Origin of the sequence: Flagellimonas sp. (assembly GCF_965233845.1) — a bacterium.
Classification (GTDB): Bacteria; Bacteroidota; Bacteroidia; order Flavobacteriales; family Flavobacteriaceae; genus Flagellimonas.
In genome coordinates this window covers 2,163,921-2,181,994 of record NZ_OZ247584.1, presented here as the reverse complement: position 1 = coordinate 2,181,994, position 18,074 = coordinate 2,163,921, and the positions used below count along the sequence as shown (strand labels likewise).

Below are 18,074 nucleotides of genomic sequence, written 5' to 3'. Positions count from 1 at the left end.
GGTTTTGGAGCTTAACAAGGGAGTCTCAAGCGGATTTATGTCGTCAAAGCTCTAATTCATTTCAGCCCATTTTAGCCAATTGTTTTAAAATCCCTTTATTTTTATGGGATAATCAAAAACCCTTGACCTAATGAAAAATTCACTGTGCTTCCTCCTTTGCTTTTTCCTCCTTATCCAATATTCAATTGCCCAAGACCGAATTACTGGGGAACCCTTTGCCACCCGTTCCGTGGTGTTGGGTCAAAACGGAATGGTGGCCACAAGTCATCCCTTGGCTACCCAAATAGGACTTGACATCCTTAAGGGTGGTGGTAACGCCATTGATGCTGCCATCGCTGCAAATGCTGCCCTTGGATTGATGGAACCCACTGGATGTGGTATAGGAGGGGATTTGTTTGCCATTGTTTGGGACGGAAAAACCAAAAAGCTTTATGGTTTGAATGCAAGTGGTCGTTCACCGCAAAAACTCACCTTGGAATATTTTGAAAAACAGGGTATGGATAAAATCCCATCGCACGGACCGCTTCCTGTTAGTGTACCTGGAGCAGTGGACGGTTGGTTTGAATTGCACCAGAAATTTGGGTCAAAACCCATGACTGAAATTCTCGCACCAGCTATTGATTATGCAGAAAAAGGTTTTCCATTAACAGAGCTCATTGCGTGGTATATGCATCGCACCATTCCCTTTTTTGAATCGAAAGGGTTTCCGAATATTGAGGATACCTATAAATCCCAAAACGGTGGAAAATTACCGAACGAAGGGGAAATCTATAAAAATCCTTATTTGGCCGATACCTATCGAAAAATTGCTGAGGGAGGTAGGGATGCCTATTACAAAAGGGATATTGCCAAAACCATAGGAAAGTTCATTAAAGACCAAGGAGGCTTTCTTTCAGCCAAAGATTTGGCAGCGCACAAGTCAGAATGGGTAGAACCGGTATCCATTAATTACAGGGGGTACGATGTCTGGGAACTTCCACCGAATGGCCAGGGAATTGCAGCACTTCAAATGCTACAAATATTAAAGGGTTATGACTTTTCCAATATCGAATTTGGAAGTACGGAACACCTCCATCTCTTTACAGAAGCCAAAAAACTGGCCTTTGAGGACCGTGCGAAGTATTATGCCGACATGGATTTTTTTGATGTTCCTGTTGAGGAACTGCTCTCGGATGATTACGCTGAAGACAGAAGAAATCAGATTGGGAATAGAGCTGGAACGTATTCCGCTGGAGAAATCTCCGCAGGTGAGACCATTTATATGACTGTTGCGGACGATGAAGGCACCATGATTTCATTGATTCAAAGCAATTACCGTGGGATGGGTTCTGGAATGGCACCGCCCAAATTGGGCTTTATGCTCCAAGATCGGGGCGAGTTGTTCAGCTTAAAACGGGGTCAGGCAAATACGTATGAGCCAGGAAAAAGACCCTTTCATACCATAATCCCGGCCTTTGTGACCAGAGATGGTAAACCCTATCTTAGTTTTGGTGTAATGGGAGGAGATTTTCAACCCATGGGCCATACACAAATTGTTATGAACCTGATTGATTTTGGAATGAACATCCAAGAGGCTGGTGATGCCCCAAGATGGGACCATACAGGTGGAGCAAGCCCTATGGGAGCGACCACCGAGAACACAGGGATGATACGAACAGAATCCGGGATACCCTATTCCACCATTCGAGGTTTAATGGATAAAGGCCACCGTGTTGGTACTGCTCGAGGCATCTATGGAGGCTACCAGGCCATTTTATGGGATGACGAAAACAAAGTTTATCATGGAGCTTCTGAAAGCCGTAAAGATGGGCAGGCAGCTGGGTATTAAGCTTTAATTATTCCATGTGAGCAGGTTGTAAATCTTCCTTCTCTTCGATCATTTTACATAAAATCAGCCAACAAGCGGAGGTTTATCCAAGATAAAAGGCTGATGGTAATGTCGTCTTCCCGTTGCTTTGTACAGCGCATTTGCCAAAGCTCCCATTATAGGAGGGAAGGGAGGTTCGCCCATGCCTGTTGGATCCAAGCCATTATCCACAAAATGTGTTTCAATTGCTTTGGGAGCCTCTTTATGACGAATCAATCGGTATTTGTCAAAATTGGTCTGTTCAGGTGATCCATCCTTAAACGTTAGGCCGCTGTACATAGCATGGCCAATTCCATCCACAACTCCACCTTCCGCCATGTTCGATGCCGCATCGGGGTTAATTACAATTCCACAATCTATGGCAGAGGTAACCTTTTGAATGGTTGGTTCCCCATTTTCCATTACCATATCCAACACTTGGGCCACATAACTGTTATGACAGAAATAGGCAGACACTCCTCGATGGATTCCAGGTTCGTCTTGCCCCCAATTTGTTTTTTCACGCACCAGTTCAAGAACTCCGGCATATCTGGAGGCATCATAATCATTGGTTTCTGGATCTCCTACGGGATTTTCCTCTGCTTTTTTCAGCAGTTCCAATCTAAAATCGATAGGGTCTTTGCCCATTTCTTCCGCTACTTCATCCAAAAACGATTGTTCCGCCCCGGCAATAAAATTGGAGCGGGGTGCGCGGAAAGCTCCGGTTGTAATATTGGAGTCAATGGTGTAATCTTCGGCTAAATAATTGTCTATAGCACCCGCGGGAAAGCGATTGGCAAATAATGGACTTTCAGGTACTCCTCCCGCCTTTACATGAAAGGCGACCAAATTATTGTCCTCGTCCAATGCCGCACGATAGGTGGCATAGTATGAAGGTCGGTACACGCCTTGGGACATATCGTCCTCCCGGCTATAAACAAGTTTGACGGGAGCTTTAATCTGCTGGGAGATAATGGCAGCTTCTACCATAAAATGTCCGTACAGCCTACGACCAAAGCCTCCACCTTGTCGGGTCATTTGAATGTCCACCTGTTCCAAGGACAGTCCTAGACGTTCGGCAATGGCTGGTTCCATCCACTCAGGGGTTTGGGTTGGCCCCAACAATTCTGCATGATCTTCGGTAACATGGGCAAAGAAGTTCATGGGTTCCATTGTGTTGTGTGCCAAAAATGGACAACTATAGCTACGTTCAATAACCCTGGCAGCATTAGTAAAGGCAGCTTCTGGATTGCCATCCCTGCGAGCCACCCTTCCCTTGCGTGTGCTAAATTCCCTTAACTTGCTATTATGGGTATCTGAATTTTCGATACCTGCAGGATGACGCACCGTAATTTTTCTTCCTATTACAGTCATATCCTCAGTAGAATCCGGAGCTGGTTCCCATTCTATTTTTAGAGCTTTTTTGGCTTGCATTACCTGCCAGGTGGTTTCACCCACAACTGCTACCAATTCGTTAAAAGCTGTATGGTGAAAAGCCGATTTCTTGAAATCGCCATCATATAGTTTTATGGAAAATACATCTCGGATACCGGACATTTGCTTGGCTTCCTGGGCATCAAAGGACCTTAGTTTCAATCCAAAAGCAGGTGGATGCGCCAAAGTAGCTATCAGCATACCTTCTCGTTGGACGTCGATACCGAACAAGGGTTTTCCTGTAACAATTTTCTTTCCGTCTACATTTTTCCTGGAAGTACCAATGATAGAAAAATCAGCTTGCTCTTTTAGTTGCACTTCTTCGGGTATCTCCAGTTGAGATGCTGTCGAAGCCATTTCGCCGTAACCAGCTGAATTTCCGCTGGCTTCATGACTGAGCACCCCGGCGATGGCGGTAATTTCGCCAACAGGAACCTGCCAAGCAGTCGCCGCCGCTTCCTTCAACATTTGACGTGCGGTTGCTCCAGCCATCCGTAAGCTTTCCCAAGAATTCATGATGGATCGGCTTCCTCCGGCAACTTGCCAGCTATACAGATTTGTGTTAAGGGGAGCTTGTTCCACTACTACATCCTTCCAATCTACTTCCAATTCATCTGCCAAGATCATGGGCATGGATGTTCTAACATTTTGGCCGATCTCGGGATTGGGCGACATAATGGTTACCACACCGTTGTCTCCGATTTTCAAATAGCCATTGATCTCATACCATTCCTTGGGCATCTCCATTTCTATTGCCACTGCCTCTGCGACTTTTGGTTTGCAGGAATTCAACAGGTTGAAACCAAGCACAAGTCCGCCCCCTGCCAAACTGGTGTTTTTGATAAACGCCCTTCTTCCTATCTGTGTTTTTACAAGTGTCATTTTCGTTGTTTTAGGGTTGGATCAAGATTCGTTGGCAGCTAGTTTTACTGCTTTTTTGATTCGGGTATAGGTGCCACAACGGCAGATGTTACCGTGCATTGCTTCTTCGATTTCAGCATCCGAAGGGTTTGGATTCTTTTTCAACAAGGCCGAAGCACTCATGATTTGACCAGCCTGGCAGTATCCGCATTGGGGCACATCTATTTCCAACCATGCTTGTTGAACTGGATGGTTGCCATGCTCCGAAAGGCCTTCGATAGTCGTAATTTCCTGTTCGCCTACTGCGGAAACAGGCAACTGGCATGAACGCACGGCATTGTCGTTCAAATGAACTGTACAGGCACCACATTGTGCGATACCGCAGCCGAATTTTGTTCCAACCAGTTTTAAGTTGTCTCTTAGAACCCAAAGCATGGGAGTTGATGGGTCAGCCTCCACTTCTTGGGTCATTCCATTGATTTTTAGGGTATATGTTGCCATGATGTCTTTGATTGTCTTGAAGTTACGAAATATTTGCCCAGTAAATATTTAGAAACATTCTGAATTGAAAAGGGATTGGTAATAACCTTCAATGGTTCAGGATATAGCAGTGTGCATGGCAGTTTGTGATTGATGTCGCCATAGGAACATTCACATTTGGTATGCGCTAATTTTTTTGGCTTGAATTGACGGCAGGTAATAATAAAACCTGTAGATCAATAATTTAAAGGTTTTATTGGTATGACATATATGATATCAGCGGAGGGAGAGGGATTCTTTCCAAGACAAACATCCCAAAATGGAATCCAATACAAAGAAAAGCTCCTAACAGAGCCATTTTTATTTCCTATCGCTAATTGAAACCAATTTCGTTTGCTCTAAAAAATAAAAAAAGCTTCACCATGGTGAAGCTTTTTTTTTTGCGGAGGAAGAGGGATTCGAACCCCCGGAGGTGTGACCCTCAACAGTTTTCAAGACTGCCGCATTCGACCACTCTGCCATTCCTCCAATATTTGCGGGCTTGCCCGCTCTTTGTGAGCCTCTACCATCGTAAAGGCGGGTGCAAATATAGTAAGCTTTTTTATTTCAGTAAAAACCTGAACACTTTATTTTATTTCAGATTTCCATTTCATTTATACCACTTACATTTGCCCTCATGGATCAGTGGTACCATTATTTGCTTTTGGTTGTGGTTGGTTTTGCCGTGGGCTTTATCAATACCATTGCGGGAGGTGGCTCTTTACTGTCACTCCCTACCTTAATTTTTTTGGGACTTCCCCCCGCTGTGGCCAATGGAACCAATAGAGTGGCCATAGTGATACAAACGGCCATAGCCACCGCTGGATTCAAAAGTAAAGGCGTCTCGACCTATCCCTTCAATATTTATCTTGGAATTTCTGCTTTTTTAGGTGCCATTCTCGGGGCGAGGATTGCTGTGGATGTGGATGGGGAGACGTTCAATAAGATTTTGGCCATGGTGATGCTGGCCGTGGTATTGATTATCATTTTCAAGCCTAAATTGAAATTGGAGGAAATGCAGGAACGGCTCACCGGAAAATACCTCTGGCTGAGCATTGTGGTCTTCTTCTTTTTTGGAATTTATGGTGGTTTTATAAACGCTGGCCTGGGTTTCCTCATGATTTTGTTCATGCATTTTGTCAACCGTATGAACCTGGTTAGAGTCAATGCCACTAAAGTTGTAGTGGTCTTTGTTTATATGCTGTCCGCCTTGGCAGTTTTTGCATTCAATGATAAAGTGGACTGGAAAGTTGGACTTATCTTGGCTATCGGGAATGGAACAGGTGGGTGGATTTCTAGCCGTTTTTCTGTCAAAAAAGGAGATGGGTTTATCAAGACTTTTTTGGTGGTAATGGTCATTATTATGGCCATAAAACTGTGGTTTTTTGGATAGTCGAGAATTAGCAATGAACAATTAGCAATTAACAATCAGCAGTTAGTAATGAGTAATGAGTATCAGCGCATACTTACGGATTTTAGAGAGAGTCGAAATTGAGATTTTGTAGTTTCAATAACCAATAACCAATAACCAATAACCAATAACCAATAACACATTAACCATTAACAAAAAACAATATGCCTGGATTTGAACTTTTTGGAGATAAGGAACGAGCACAAGTACAGGAGGTCCTGGATTCCGGGGTTCTGATGCGCTATGGCTTTGACGGCATGCGTAATAATCATTGGAAAGCCAACGAGTTGGAAGCTGCCTTGGCGCAAAAAATGCAATCAAATCATGTGCATTTGGTGAGTAGTGGCACGGCTGCCCTGACTGTGGCTTTGGCAAGCGCGGGTATTGGGGCGGGAGATGAGGTCATCATGCCCACCTTCACTTTTGTGGCCAGTTTTGAATCGATTCTGGCATTGGGAGCAATCCCTATTTTGGTTGATGTGGATGATACCTTGACCCTGAACCCGAAAGCTGTTGAGAAAGCCATTACCCCAAGAACCAAGGTGGTTATGCCGGTGCATATGTGTGGTTCTATGGCCAATCTGGAAGCCTTGCAAACTATCTGCCATCAGCATGGGCTATTGTTGTTGGAAGACGCCTGCCAGGCCATAGGGGCTACCTACCATGGAAAGCCATTGGGAAGCATTGGGGATTTGGGCTGCTTTTCTTTTGATTATGTAAAGACCATCACCTGCGGTGAGGGAGGAGCTATTCTTACCAACCATGAAACATATTATCAGAATGCCCATAAATACTCGGATCACGGACATGACCATATAGGAAACGATAGGGGAGCAGAGTCGCATCCATTTTTGGGCTATAATTATCGCATTTCTGAAATGAATGCCGCAGTGGGATTGGCCCAACTATCCCGTTTGGATGAATTTATCACCATTCAAAAGAAAAACTACGGCATAGTACGGGAAGCTTTAAGCCATATTGATGGGGTTCAATTCCGGACAGTACCCGAGGGGGGTGAGGAGAACTATTCCTTCCTTAGTTTTTTTCTTCCTTCGGAAGCATTGGCGCAGCAAGCCCAAAAAGCTTTGGGAGAGGCAGGCGTGGATGGTTGTTTTTATTGGTACAACAACAATTGGCATTACTACCGCAAATGGGAACATTTGACCCAAAAGAAATCATTGGGAAAATTGCCTAAAGATGTTCTGGAAGCACTTCCCGATTATGAAAAGACAGATTTCTCCGCATCTGACCATTGGGTGGGCCGCAACATTTCCTGTTTGATCAAATTAGGTTGGACCGAGGACGATGTCAAGCAAAGAGCTGAAACCATGGCCGATGTACTGCGGAAAATTCTTTAAGAAATACCGTTCTTTCACTTTAAAAGTGTAATTCTCCCTCGGATTGCAATTTTTTGGTAATATTTTCTAAAGTCTAAAGTCTAAAGTCTAAAGTCTAAAGTCTAAAGTCTAAAGTCTAACAACTAGTAGCCTACATACTCCACAATTTCCAGTCCGTAACCTACCATTCCAACACGTCTGGTCTGGGCAGAGTTGGTCAACAATCGAAGTTTGGAAATATTCAAGTCATGTAAAATTTGTGCCCCAATACCGAAGTCCTTGGTGTCCATGTCTATTTTTGGAGCCTTATAAATGCCCTCTGCCTGCAGCTTTTTTAGTTCTGCCAAACGCCCCAGCAGATTCATGTATTGGTTACCTTGGTTGATAAAGATCATGGCTCCTTTTCCTTCAGCATTTAAGGCGTCAAACATGCGTTGCAACCGCTCATCTGGGTTGTTGGTAAGGGTGCCCAACATATCATTGTTCACCAAAGTGGAATTGATTCTTGTCAACACAGACTCCCCAGTTTTCCAATGTCCTTTGGTCAGTGCAATATGCACTTGATCATTGGTGGTCTGTTTATAGGCACGCAAGCGGAAGTCCCCAAATCGGGTTTTGATATCGAAGGCTTCTTTGCGCTCAATCAAGCTATCATGTTCCATGCGGTAGGCAATCAAGTCCTCAATGGAAACAATTTTAAGATCAAACTTTTTGGCCACCTTCCGCAGTTCTGGCAATCTTGCCATGCTGCCATCCTCGTTCATGATTTCCACAATAACCCCAGCGGGTTTCAGGTCGGCCAAACGGGCAAAATCTATGGCAGCTTCGGTATGTCCCGTTCTTCGGAGAACCCCACCTTCTTTGGCAATTAAAGGGAATATGTGCCCAGGTCTTGCCAAATCATGCGGTTTGGTACCTTGCTCCGTAAGCGCTATGATGGTTTTGGCTCTATCCCCCGCGGAAATACCCGTAGTCACCCCATTTCCACGCAAATCCACGGATACGGTAAAAGCCGTTTCCAAAGGATCGGAATTATGGGTAACCATTTTATGCAAGCCTAGATCTTCGCAACGTCCTTCTGTCAATGGCACACAGATAAGCCCCCGGCCATGGGTGGCCATAAAATTCACCGTTTCTGGTGTAATGAGTTCGGCAGCGGCCAAGAAATCACCTTCATTCTCGCGATTTTCATCATCTACCACAATGATAACCTTGCCTTGTCGGATGTCCTCAATGGCTTCTTCTATGGCATTCAATCGGATATTTTCCTTATCACTCATTCAGTGTCCTCTTTTTCTTTCTTCTTGAACAGGTTCTTAATTCCATCCATAATATGCCCAAACCCAATCAATCCTCTATCTGCGGTGGCCCGTCGGGTCAAGGAAATTCCCATGGGGAGCATGATCAGGGTAGACAACCAGGCGCCCAAAATAGGGTGAATATTGTTCTCCTTGGAGTAGTTTCCTGCAAACACACCAATAAAATAATAGGCCAAAAACAGGATAATGGCAATCACCATGGGCAATCCCAAACCACCCTTGCGAATAATAGCACCCAAGGGAGCTCCTACAAAAAACAGGATAATACAGGAGAATGCCAGGGCATATTTTTTATGCAGGGACAGAATATGGCTGTTGTAAAACTTAAACCGTTTTTGCAACTCTTCTTTTTTACCAATAACCGTGGTCAATATACTCTTGGTAGAGGTGCGGGCAGAAGTAACAATTTGCAACTGCTGCCACTCCGGCAGGGTTTTGATAAACTCCTTAACGGTAGAAATGCTATCGTACTGGGCTTTTTTCTTTTCGGTCAGCTCAGTTTTGTCCAGTTTGGCCCTTTGCGCCTTTTGGATGCTGTCTTGCTTGGTGGGAACTGGAAAGGCGCCCATCCGCGTAATGATGTTCTTGGAAAAGGCCTCCACTTTTTCCAAATTGTTCTTCTCCAAGGAATCAATGTCCTTGACCAAGCGGACAACGTTTTTCATTTTATCCGTGGTGATGTTTCCTTCTTCCTCCAAATCCTGGTTGTTGAGTTCAGAAATATCGATGTTGATCGTATAGGTCTCAAACTTTGCTTTAGCAAAAGGATGTTTCCTTTTTTCCTCGCTTCTTTTGGGCTTTAGTTCCTTGTAGTAGTTTCCATCTTTAAGAACCAACTCGATGATATCAGAATCCTCACTACTGATCAGTTCCCCTTCTTTGGCCTTGATGACCGTGGTATTTACGGCCTGTTTGTCCTTGATGTGGATGATTACGTTATCCAGAAAGCGATCTTGCTCTCCATATTTTCTATCCACCTTAATGTTCATGCCTTCCCCAGTACCTTCAAAATCACTGAACACCCCTTCGGTAATGGCCGCAGCTGGCTTAACCTTTGCGATGTTTCGTCTTAAGTTGAACATCTTCTGTTCGGATTTGGGAATAATATTATTGGCAAAGAAAAAGGTGACCACCCCCAAAAAGAGCACAAAAACTATCAAACTGCGCATCCCCCGTTGAAGGGAAATACCCGAGGCCTTCATGGCGGCAAACTCATAGTTTTCCGCAAAGGTTCCAAAAGTGAGAATGGACGACAGCAATACCGTTAGTGGGAGTACCTTGTCCACCAGGGTGGGGATAAAATAAAAAATGAACTTGGCTATGATTACCACGCCAAGTCCTTTTCCCGCCAAATCATCTATAAAAAGCCATATTCCTTGGAAGATGAATATGACAATCAGGATGCAAAAGGAGCTAAAGAAGTTATAGAGAAACCTATATAATATATACCGGTCAAGTATCTTCAATGCCTAATTTCTTATGATATAGTACCCGTCGTCCTCGAATTTTTTCGCGTTAAAGGTAAACAGTGTACTTGACAATGGCTGATTGGTTTTGAAAGAATTAACGGTAATCGTTGTTTTTGTGCTGTTCTTTCCAGTTTGGATAAGCTTGTAGATATGCTTGGTTCCCATGTCCACACCCAAAAGAATGGACGCTATTTCGGTGTTGGAATCGATGGGGGTCAACTTTACATACTGGATTTTTCTTCCGCCCACATTTTGAAGGATATCCCAGGCATAGTTATGTCCAGAGCGGTAGAAGGTCAACATTTTTGATGGGGTAATGTTGTTGTCGTCTTCGGAAATGGCCTCTATGGTCACTTCCTCATTTTCAGGAACAATGGTGTATACCTTGGAACCATCACTCATCACCTGGGCCCCTAAGTAATCCAAAAGATATTTATCACCGCTTAAGGTCACATTTCCACTGGATTCCTGTTTTAGGTTGGCCTCGGAATTTTCAAGACCGTACTTAAAATCTATATAGATGTTATCGTAGCTTTTAGCTTTGCTATAAACCTCTTCCAAAAGCGCTTTGGCCTTGGTTGCATTCTGGGCATGGGCAAAGAAACCCACGGCAAAAAGCCCGATAAAAAGAAATAGTTTTTTGAACATTGTGCTATTTTGTTTCATTTTCTAAAAGTTGATCTAGGGCCAAAATATCTGGAACCAATACTTGTCTTGCTTTACTTCCTTCAAACGGACCTACAATTCCTGCCGCTTCCAATTGATCTATGATTCGTCCTGCCCTGTTATATCCTAATTTTAATTTTCGTTGGATCAATGATGCGGAACCTTGCTGGGCATTTACGATAACCTCTGCCGCTTCCCGGAACATGGCATCCCTGTCCGTTATGTCATAATCAATCCCCGTGCCAGAATCCTCGCCTACATATTCTGGCAGTAAATGGGCATCTGGATAGGCGCGTTGCGACCCAATATATTCTGTGATTTTGGCTACCTCAGGAGTGTCCACAAAAGCACACTGGAGTCTGGTCACATCGTTTCCTTGGGTAAAGAGCATATCCCCACGTCCAATTAACTGATCGGCTCCTTGGGTGTCCAAAATGGTTCTGGAGTCTATTTTGGAAGTCACCCTAAAGGCAATCCGCGCGGGGAAGTTGGCTTTGATGATTCCGGTAATCACATTTACAGAAGGTCTTTGGGTGGCTATGATCAAATGAATTCCAATAGCCCTGGCCAACTGGGCCAAACGCGCAATGGGCGTCTCCACTTCCTTGCCTGCTGTCATAATCAGGTCTGCAAACTCATCGATGATCAAAACAATATAAGGTAAGAACTTATGACCGTCGTTGGGATTTAGCTTGCGGGCCTTGAATTTGACATTATACTCTTTGATGTTCCGCACCATGGCCGTTTTCAACAGCTCGTAGCGGTTGTCCATTTCAATACAAAGGGAATTTAGGGTATTGATAACCTTGGTGTTATCCGTAATAATGGCGTCCTCTGAATCTGGAAGTTTCGCCAGGAAATGTCTTTCAATTTTGTTGTACAGGGTCAGTTCCACTTTCTTGGGATCCACCAATACAAACTTAATTTCCGCAGGATGTTTTTTGTACAAAAGGGAGGTGATCACCGCATTCAACCCCACGGATTTACCTTGTCCGGTGGCACCTGCCATGAGCATATGGGGCATTTTTGCCAAATCCACCACAAAAGTTTCATTGCTGATGGTTTTTCCAAAGGCAATGGGCAATTCCATTTCGGCCTTTTGGAATTTGTTGGAGGCAATTACGGAACGCATGGATACCACGGAAGCATTTTTATTGGGCACCTCAATACCTATGGTTCCTTTTCCGGGAATAGGGGCAATGATTCGAATCCCCAAAGCGGCCAATGAAAGTGCGATATCGTCCTCCAGGTTTTTGATTTTGGAAATTCGGATTCCCGCCTCGGGCACAATTTCATAAAGCGTCACTGTGGGGCCTATAGTGGCCTTGATCTGGGCAATCCCAATCTTATAGTTTTTAAGCGTGCTAACGATTCGGTTCTTATTCTCCTCAAGTTCTTCTTGGTTAATAGTGATTCCTGAAGAAGCTCCATGGGGTTCCAAAAGATCAAGTATGGGGAATTTGTAATTGCCCAGCTCCAGTTTTGGGTCGAACTCTCCAAAGTCCTTCACCAATTTTTCCGCTTTGATATCCTTTTCTTCTTTCTCCTCTTTTACCGTTTCTACCTTTAGGTCGATGTCGGTTTCTTCTTCTTTTGGAAGATTTACATCCAGACCGGCTTCTGGGTTTAGGGGTGGAATATCTTTTTTGTGGGTATAGGTATCTACCAAAACAGGCTCTTCCTCTGTGCTTAACTCGATGCTGTTATCATCGGTATCCAAAACTTTTGGTGCAGAATTTTTCTTTTTAAAATCGGTTTTAAGGTTTTGCCGCTGGTTTCTAAAGAAGTTGCCGATTCCTTCTGGACTAAAATTGAACAAGCGAACCAAGATGACCATCAAGACAAAAATCAAAATCAGGAACACTCCAATTTTGCCCACATAATCCTGAAGGAAATCATTCATTTCATAGCCAATGAGTCCACCTAAAAGGGGTTGCTCCATAGCGAAAAATCCAAGGGCAATGGATACCCAGATGATACCGATCAATCCCCAAATCCATTTGCCTACCAGTCCTTTGTTGTTCAGTCCCAAAAAGAGATAAAGTCCGGTCACCGCCAGCAATAGCGGAAATACAAAGGAGGCCAAACCAAAGCCTTTGTACATAAAAAAATGACTTACCGCAGCTCCAAATTTGTTCAGCAAATTATTGGCTTCCGCGTTGCGGTCCCTAAACTCGGTAAGTAAACTTTGATCCTCCTGCCAAGTAAAGTAATAGGACATAAAGGAGAAGAACAGGGCAATGCTGAGTACAATTAGCAAACTGCCCAAAATGATCTTATTCTGTTTGGACGGTTTTAAGGATAATTTTCTTTTGGCGGATTTAGGTTTGGATTTTGTCCTCTTCTTGGCCATGCAAATGATTAATAACGGGGCTAATTTACAAATTTACGATGCTTACCATGGAAACAGATGTTGCTAAACCAATTTTGGCCCATAAATAACAAGTCCCACGATACATGCTATGATGGATACTATCATAACGGCTCCTGCAGAGATATCTTTTATAAAGCCAATTTTTGGGTCATCTTCGGGTTGGATATAGTCCGAGATTTTCTCCACAGCCGTATTCAAGCCTTCAATTCCCATGACCATTCCAATGGAAATTAATTGGGCCATCCATTCCCCGGACGAGATTTCAAAATAAAAACCTGCTGCAGTCATGAGCAGGGCTATCACAAATTGGATTTTGATACTAGCCTCTGTCCGCAATAGCAAGAACAGCCCTTTAAAGGCGTAACCTACACTCTTGATCCTGTTGATAAAGAAGGATTCCCTAGGCATCCATTAATGCTTCTAGCGCCGCTTTGTAATTAGGTTCATCCGCAGTTTCCTGTACCTGTTCGGTATAAATGACCTTACCTTCCTCATTCAGTACTACCACACATCTGGAAAGTAGGCTTTCAAAGGAAGAGTCTGCAAATGCCAAGCCATAATCCCGACCAAAGGAACCTGTTTTATAATCGGAAAGCATCTCCACATTTTCAATGCCCTCGGCTCCACAAAATCTGTTTTGGGCAAATGGCAAATCCTTGGAAATGCAGAGCACTTTTACACCACTGAGTTCGGCAGCCTCTTCATTGAACTGTCTTACGGATTGGGCGCAGGTACCGGTATCTACGCTTGGAAAAATATTTAAAACCACTTTGCTTCCTTGATAGTCCGAAAGCGTTTTTGTGGACATATCCGATTTGGTGAGCGTAAAAGCGGGTGCTTGCGAGTTTACCTCAGGAAGGTTTCCAACTGTATTGGCGGGATTTCCACCTAGTGTTATTGATGCCATATGAAAAGTTTTAAGAAGGGTGAAATTACTAAATAATCCAAAGTCCGTGGCAAAAAAGGAAGCCCATTGAAAAAGTTTTTCCAATGGGCCTGTCTTATTTTGGTATGTTCCTTCCTTTTTATGGAAAAGAACAGGTCAATTCCAGAGTTTAGTTTCCTTTACGGAATTAATTGGCGTGCTTGGATAGGTATTCGGCCACACCACTTCTGTCGGCATTCATAGCTTCCTTACCGCTGTTCCAATTGGCAGGGCAAACCTCACCTTTTTCCTGTACATGGGTATAGGCATCAATCAGCCTGACGAACTCATCTATATTTCTACCAAGCGGCATATGGTTTACACTTTCGTGAAAGATGGTTCCTTCTTCATCAATCAAATAAGTGGCCCTATAGGTTACATTATCTCCTTCCACAGTGAAAACCTTGGTTTCCTCATCATATTTTTCATCAGTAATGTCCAAAATACCCAAGGTAGAGGCCAAGTTTCGATTGCTGTCGGCCAATAGGGGATAGGTAACACCCTCAATACCTCCATTTTTCTTTTCGGTGTTCAACCAGGCAAAGTGAACCTCCGCTGTATCGCAAGAAGCACCAATTACGAGGGTATTTCTTTTTTCAAACTCCTCCATGGCATTTTGGAAGGCGTGCAATTCGGTTGGACAAACGAAAGTGAAATCCTTGGGGTACCAGAAAAGCACCACTTTTTTGTTTGATTCTTGAGCCTTTTTAAGAATGTTCAGCTTGGTAGTAATGCCGGATTTGTCAATGGCATTGACTTCTAGATTTGGAAATTTTTTGCCAACTAATGTCATAATTTATGTGCTTTTTTGTGCGTCAACAAATTTAGCTCTTGCTCATTAAAACTTGTTCATTTTTGAATCCTAATTTGCTGACAAAAACACGTATTTCCATTTGCGTAAAAAAGGAGAAAAATTATTGAGAGAACTGAAAAAATAAAGTGAATAAAAAAATGAACTGACAATGTCAAGACCGATATTCTGATTATTTTTTAAACGGGATAACGTTGAAGAAAGTAGAGACTAAACCCATTGTGCATTTGGACAATCTTATCCGTTATAAAAACTCGATTTTATGTCCAGTTTGTCCATACCCCATTATTTTCTTGTAATTTGATTCGGGGTTGGCATGTTTCAATTTACGGCGATGGAGTGGTATGAACAACTTTATCAAATGCACAATGGTTTAACCGCTAAAAAACAAACTTCATATGCATAATCATCAAAAAAGGACTAATGGGCAAAGTCTGATTTTAAAACTGTTTAAGGTTTTCGTCCTAATTATGGTTTTGGCTTGTATTGTTTCCTGTAAAAAGGAGTTTTCCGGACCTATTACAGAGCAAATCACCATGAACAACATAACCATTCCTAAAGGTTTTAGCGTAGAGAAATTATATAGTCCCGGTGCCCATGAGCAAGGATCTTGGGTGAGCATAACCAAAGATGACAAAGGACGCTTGTATGCTTCGGACCAATTTGGAACTATTTATAGAGTGACCTTACCTAATTCAGCAAACAAATTGGATAGTGTCGTTGTCAAAAAGATTGACATCAAGTTAGGTATGGCGCAAGGTTTACTTTGGCATGAAAATACATTGTACGCCTTGGTTAACGCAAGCAAAGAAAACGACTTGGATATACAAAGTGGTTTTTACAAAATTACCGATGCAGATCATGATGATGAGTTTGATACGGTTAAAATGCTTCGGGTCTTTAATGGATGGGGAGAACATGGTCCGCACAACATAACTTTGGCACCAGATGGACAATCCTTGTTCATGGTTTTAGGAAACCACACCGATATTCCGGAAGATATTGGAAGTGTTATACCCAAGAATTGGGGAGAAGATAATTTACTGCCAGTTATTAAAGACCCCAGTGGTCATGCCAATGATGTAAAAGCCCCAGGTGGTTGGGTGGTTAAAACTGATTTTGAAGGTAAGGATTGGACACTTCTAAATGTAGGGCTTAGAAATACCTACGATATAGCTTTTAATCCTGATGGAGAACTATTCGGGTTCGATTCTGATATGGAATACGATATGGGAATGCCGTGGTACAGGCCTATTAGACTGTGCCATTTAACAAGCGGGGGCGATTTTGGTTGGCGTACAGGAACAGGTAAATTTGATCCTGAATTCCCGGATAACTTACCGAGTATTGCAAATTTGGGACAAGGGTCTCCAACAGGACTCTTGGAAGGTGAAGGCTTGAAGTTTCCCGAGTATTATCAGAATGGATTTTATCTTTTTGATTGGAGTTATGGTACCATGTATTTTGCCAGTCTGACCCCCAAAGGAAGTAGCTATACGGCTGAAGTTACTGAGTTTATTTCAGGGGTGCCCTTGCCGTTGACCAATGGAATTGTTGGAAATGATGGAGCCATGTACTTCTTGACAGGAGGAAGGCGCTTGGAGTCCGCTTTGTATAAACTAACTTATACCGGAGCGTTGAATAATGAAGTTAAGACGCCAACTCCAAATGAATTAGGTAAAAACGAAAGAAATCTTAGAAAAAAAATTGAGAGCTATCAAAGCATGAAAAGCTCAGATCAGATTGATTTTCTGGTTGAAAATTTAGATCATGAGGATAGATATATTCGATTTTCATCCAGAGTAGCATTGGAAAATCAAGATGTTGCTATTTGGAAACATAAAGTAGCGCAAGATGAAAGTGTTTTGAGAAAAATCACCTTAGCGATTGCCATGGCGCATCAAGGCGAGGACAAGGATAGAGTAGAGGCATTACAAGCTTTGATGAAGTTGGATTGGACAGATTTAACGGCAATAGAAAAAATGGATTTTTTAAGAGCCATAGAGCTGTTGATCATCAGAAGCAATCAAAGAGTTGACGCATCGTTGCAAAGGGCCATTGCCACTAAATTATTACCGCAGCACTTAAAAGAATCAGAACATCTTAATAAGGAAATAACCAAGTTGTTGAGTTACTTGGATGCTTCCGAAATTTTGGAGGCTACCATTTATAAAATGGAGAACGACACCATTACCTCCAATTTAAAATCTAATTACTTGTCGGGCGATATTACCAAACGAAGTGATCAGTATGGTAAAGACGTGGAAAACATGCTCAAAAACATGCCCAATCAGCAAAACATCAGTTATGCCAAAAGCTTAAGCGAAGTAAAATCTGGTTGGACAAAAGCCTTGAGGGAGCGTTATTTTAGATGGTATAATAGAGCATTAAAAAAGTCAGGTGGAAAACAGTATGCTAATTTTATCAAAGCCATTCAACGCAAAGCCTTGGAAAATGTTCCGGATGAAGAAAGAGCGTATTTCGAGTCCTTGTCCAGTGAATCCATGAATCAACAAGCAGATTTGATGAAGGATGTGAGAATGCCGGATGGCCCAGGAAAAAACTATACGGTTGCTCAGGTTGAGAAAGCATTTAATGAAAATAAAAAGGATGCCAACTTTGCCAACGGAGCAAACTTTTATAGAGCATCAATGTGCGTTTTATGCCATAGTATAAAAGGAGTTGGAGGCAATTCAGGTCCAGAGTTGACACAAATAGGGACACGTTTTTCAATTAAAGACATTGCAGAGGCGATTGTCAATCCTTCAAAAACGGTATCGGATAGATATAGAAACACCATTTATCACTTAAACAATGGCAACACCATTAGAGGAAGGGCAGTGGAAGAAAGAGACGACGAAATAATCGTAAGCATAAATGCCTTCTCTCCTGATATGACAAGTGGCATAAAAAGAGCTGATATAGCTAAGGTTGAGGAGTCTTCGCAATCTGCAATGCCAGCAGGTTTAATAAACAGTTTAAACGAGAAGGAATTAAGTGATCTAATGGCGTTTCTGGTCGCAGGGGGTGACGAGAACAATAAAATTTACGATTAGCTCTCCTAATCACATGGCGTAATTAAGACATTTGTTTAATAAAGCA

13 protein-coding genes and 1 tRNA gene are annotated in these 18,074 nt (G+C 42.8%); 4 read left to right on the top strand and 10 right to left on the bottom strand.

The genetic code is table 11. The features are described 5' to 3' along the window. The first annotated feature begins 130 nt into the window (after positions 1 to 130). A complete protein-coding gene (gene ggt, locus ACO6S0_RS09500) occupies positions 131 to 1,828 on the top strand; it encodes a gamma-glutamyltransferase (protein ID WP_422351753.1) in 1,698 nt (565 codons plus the stop codon). A 63-nt stretch (positions 1,829 to 1,891) separates the two neighbouring features. Here the strand turns inward: ggt and ACO6S0_RS09495 are convergent, their stop codons facing one another. The 3 genes from ACO6S0_RS09495 to ACO6S0_RS09485 all read right to left on the bottom strand — a co-directional run bounded on the left by ACO6S0_RS09495 (position 1,892) and on the right by ACO6S0_RS09485 (position 5,149). Beyond that, complete coding sequence (locus tag ACO6S0_RS09495; protein WP_422351752.1) at positions 1,892 to 4,162, bottom strand: molybdopterin cofactor-binding domain-containing protein; 2,271 nt, start codon at positions 4,160 to 4,162, stop codon at positions 1,892 to 1,894. 21 nt (positions 4,163 to 4,183) lie between these two features. Further along, entirely contained in the window at positions 4,184 to 4,642 is a 459-nt protein-coding gene (locus tag ACO6S0_RS09490; protein WP_422351751.1) for a (2Fe-2S)-binding protein, read from the bottom strand. A 422-nt stretch (positions 4,643 to 5,064) separates the two neighbouring features. Beyond that, positions 5,065 to 5,149, bottom strand: a tRNA-Ser gene (locus ACO6S0_RS09485). A gap of 148 nt (positions 5,150 to 5,297) precedes the next feature. Here ACO6S0_RS09485 and ACO6S0_RS09480 point away from each other — a divergent pair. Both ACO6S0_RS09480 and ACO6S0_RS09475 read left to right on the top strand, forming a co-directional pair. Continuing rightward, positions 5,298 to 6,053 (top strand): sulfite exporter TauE/SafE family protein, encoded by a 756-nt coding sequence (locus ACO6S0_RS09480; RefSeq protein WP_422351750.1) that lies wholly within the window; start codon positions 5,298 to 5,300, stop codon positions 6,051 to 6,053. Positions 6,054 to 6,235: 182 nt separating this feature from the next. After that, positions 6,236 to 7,429: a DegT/DnrJ/EryC1/StrS family aminotransferase gene (locus ACO6S0_RS09475; protein WP_422351749.1), complete on the top strand. Its 1,194-nt coding sequence runs from the start codon at positions 6,236 to 6,238 to the stop codon at positions 7,427 to 7,429. Positions 7,430 to 7,551: 122 nt separating this feature from the next. Here ACO6S0_RS09475 and ribB read toward each other — a convergent pair whose 3' ends face one another. The 7 genes from ribB to ACO6S0_RS09440 all read right to left on the bottom strand — a co-directional run bounded on the left by ribB (position 7,552) and on the right by ACO6S0_RS09440 (position 14,954). Further along, positions 7,552 to 8,688: a 3,4-dihydroxy-2-butanone-4-phosphate synthase gene (ribB, locus tag ACO6S0_RS09470; protein ID WP_422351748.1), complete on the bottom strand. Its 1,137-nt coding sequence runs from the start codon at positions 8,686 to 8,688 to the stop codon at positions 7,552 to 7,554. Continuing rightward, positions 8,685 to 10,193, bottom strand: a complete 1,509-nt coding sequence (locus ACO6S0_RS09465; protein WP_422351747.1) for an LptF/LptG family permease — start codon at positions 10,191 to 10,193, stop codon at positions 8,685 to 8,687. The genes ribB and ACO6S0_RS09465 overlap by 4 nt, the downstream gene beginning before the upstream one ends. A gap of 3 nt (positions 10,194 to 10,196) precedes the next feature. Beyond that, entirely contained in the window at positions 10,197 to 10,844 is a 648-nt protein-coding gene (locus tag ACO6S0_RS09460) for a LolA family protein (RefSeq protein ID WP_422351746.1), read from the bottom strand. A 4-nt stretch (positions 10,845 to 10,848) separates the two neighbouring features. Then, entirely contained in the window at positions 10,849 to 13,215 is a 2,367-nt protein-coding gene (locus tag ACO6S0_RS09455) for a DNA translocase FtsK (protein WP_422351745.1), read from the bottom strand. Between the two features lie 63 nt (positions 13,216 to 13,278). Beyond that, positions 13,279 to 13,644 (bottom strand): diacylglycerol kinase, encoded by a 366-nt coding sequence (locus tag ACO6S0_RS09450; protein WP_422351744.1) that lies wholly within the window; start codon positions 13,642 to 13,644, stop codon positions 13,279 to 13,281. Continuing rightward, positions 13,637 to 14,143 carry a thiol peroxidase gene (gene tpx / locus ACO6S0_RS09445; RefSeq protein ID WP_422351743.1) on the bottom strand — a complete coding sequence of 169 codons (507 nt, stop codon included), beginning with the start codon at positions 14,141 to 14,143 and terminating at the stop codon, positions 13,637 to 13,639. The genes ACO6S0_RS09450 and tpx overlap by 8 nt, the downstream gene beginning before the upstream one ends. Positions 14,144 to 14,309: 166 nt before the next feature. Then, a complete protein-coding gene (locus ACO6S0_RS09440; protein ID WP_422351742.1) occupies positions 14,310 to 14,954 on the bottom strand; it encodes a peroxiredoxin in 645 nt (214 codons plus the stop codon). A 416-nt stretch (positions 14,955 to 15,370) separates the two neighbouring features. Between ACO6S0_RS09440 and ACO6S0_RS09435 the strand changes: the two genes are divergently transcribed. Next, positions 15,371 to 18,028, top strand: coding sequence for a hypothetical protein (locus tag ACO6S0_RS09435; RefSeq protein ID WP_422351741.1), 2,658 nt, complete (start codon positions 15,371 to 15,373; stop codon positions 18,026 to 18,028). Positions 18,029 to 18,074: the final 46 nt, after the last annotated feature.

Excerpts from the sequence above, each read along its gene's own strand:
- ggt (WP_422351753.1), top strand. The coding sequence starts at position 131 with ATGAAAAATTCACTGTGCTTCCTCCTTTGCTTTTTCCTCCTTATCCAA.
- ACO6S0_RS09495 (WP_422351752.1), bottom strand. The coding sequence starts at position 4,162 with ATGACACTTGTAAAAACACAGATAGGAAGAAGGGCGTTTATCAAAAAC.
- ACO6S0_RS09490 (WP_422351751.1), bottom strand. The coding sequence starts at position 4,642 with ATGGCAACATATACCCTAAAAATCAATGGAATGACCCAAGAAGTGGAG.
- ACO6S0_RS09480 (WP_422351750.1), top strand. The coding sequence starts at position 5,298 with ATGGATCAGTGGTACCATTATTTGCTTTTGGTTGTGGTTGGTTTTGCC.
- ACO6S0_RS09475 (WP_422351749.1), top strand. The coding sequence starts at position 6,236 with ATGCCTGGATTTGAACTTTTTGGAGATAAGGAACGAGCACAAGTACAG.
- ribB (WP_422351748.1), bottom strand. The coding sequence starts at position 8,688 with ATGAGTGATAAGGAAAATATCCGATTGAATGCCATAGAAGAAGCCATT.
- ACO6S0_RS09460 (WP_422351746.1), bottom strand. The coding sequence starts at position 10,844 with ATGTTCAAAAAACTATTTCTTTTTATCGGGCTTTTTGCCGTGGGTTTC.
- ACO6S0_RS09455 (WP_422351745.1), bottom strand. The coding sequence starts at position 13,215 with ATGGCCAAGAAGAGGACAAAATCCAAACCTAAATCCGCCAAAAGAAAA.
- ACO6S0_RS09450 (WP_422351744.1), bottom strand. The coding sequence starts at position 13,644 with ATGCCTAGGGAATCCTTCTTTATCAACAGGATCAAGAGTGTAGGTTAC.
- tpx (WP_422351743.1), bottom strand. The coding sequence starts at position 14,143 with ATGGCATCAATAACACTAGGTGGAAATCCCGCCAATACAGTTGGAAAC.
- ACO6S0_RS09440 (WP_422351742.1), bottom strand. The coding sequence starts at position 14,954 with ATGACATTAGTTGGCAAAAAATTTCCAAATCTAGAAGTCAATGCCATT.
- ACO6S0_RS09435 (WP_422351741.1), top strand. The coding sequence starts at position 15,371 with ATGCATAATCATCAAAAAAGGACTAATGGGCAAAGTCTGATTTTAAAA.